The 387-nt window shown below is 63.6% G+C and carries 1 protein-coding gene; it reads left to right on the top strand.

The features are described 5' to 3' along the window. Nucleotides 1–68: 68 nt before the first annotated feature. The coding region (locus AC1DIX_RS28170; protein WP_477328670.1) for an urease accessory protein UreF at nt 69–387 on the top strand (319 nt) is incomplete at its 3' end.

Genomic DNA, 387 nt, shown 5'->3' with positions numbered 1-387 from the left:
ATCATGATCATCATGATCACGACCACAAGCATGGTGACGGACACCATCACTCTCACGACTGAGCGGCGATGACGCAAGCGGATGATCTCCAGGCGCTGCTGCGCCTGATGGCGTGGCTGTCGCCGGCCTTCCCGGTCGGCTCATTCGCCTATTCGGGCGGATTGGAGCGCGCGGTTCATGACGGCCTCGTCACCGATGCCGCGGGACTCGAGACGTGGATTTCGACGTTGCTGACCCATGGCGGCATCTGGAACGATGCCGTGATCTTTTCCGCTGCATGGCGCGGGCAGGGCGATGCCGCTGCGATCGGCGATCTCGCCGCACTTGCCGAAGCGCTCGCCGGCTCTCGGGAACGGCATCAGGAAACGATGCTGCTCGGCGATGCCT

The sequence above is a fragment of the Massilia sp. 05N420 genome, from assembly GCF_056397205.1.
The sequence above is the reverse complement of the archived record's forward strand: the minus strand, read 5'-3'. Positions and strand labels throughout refer to the sequence as shown.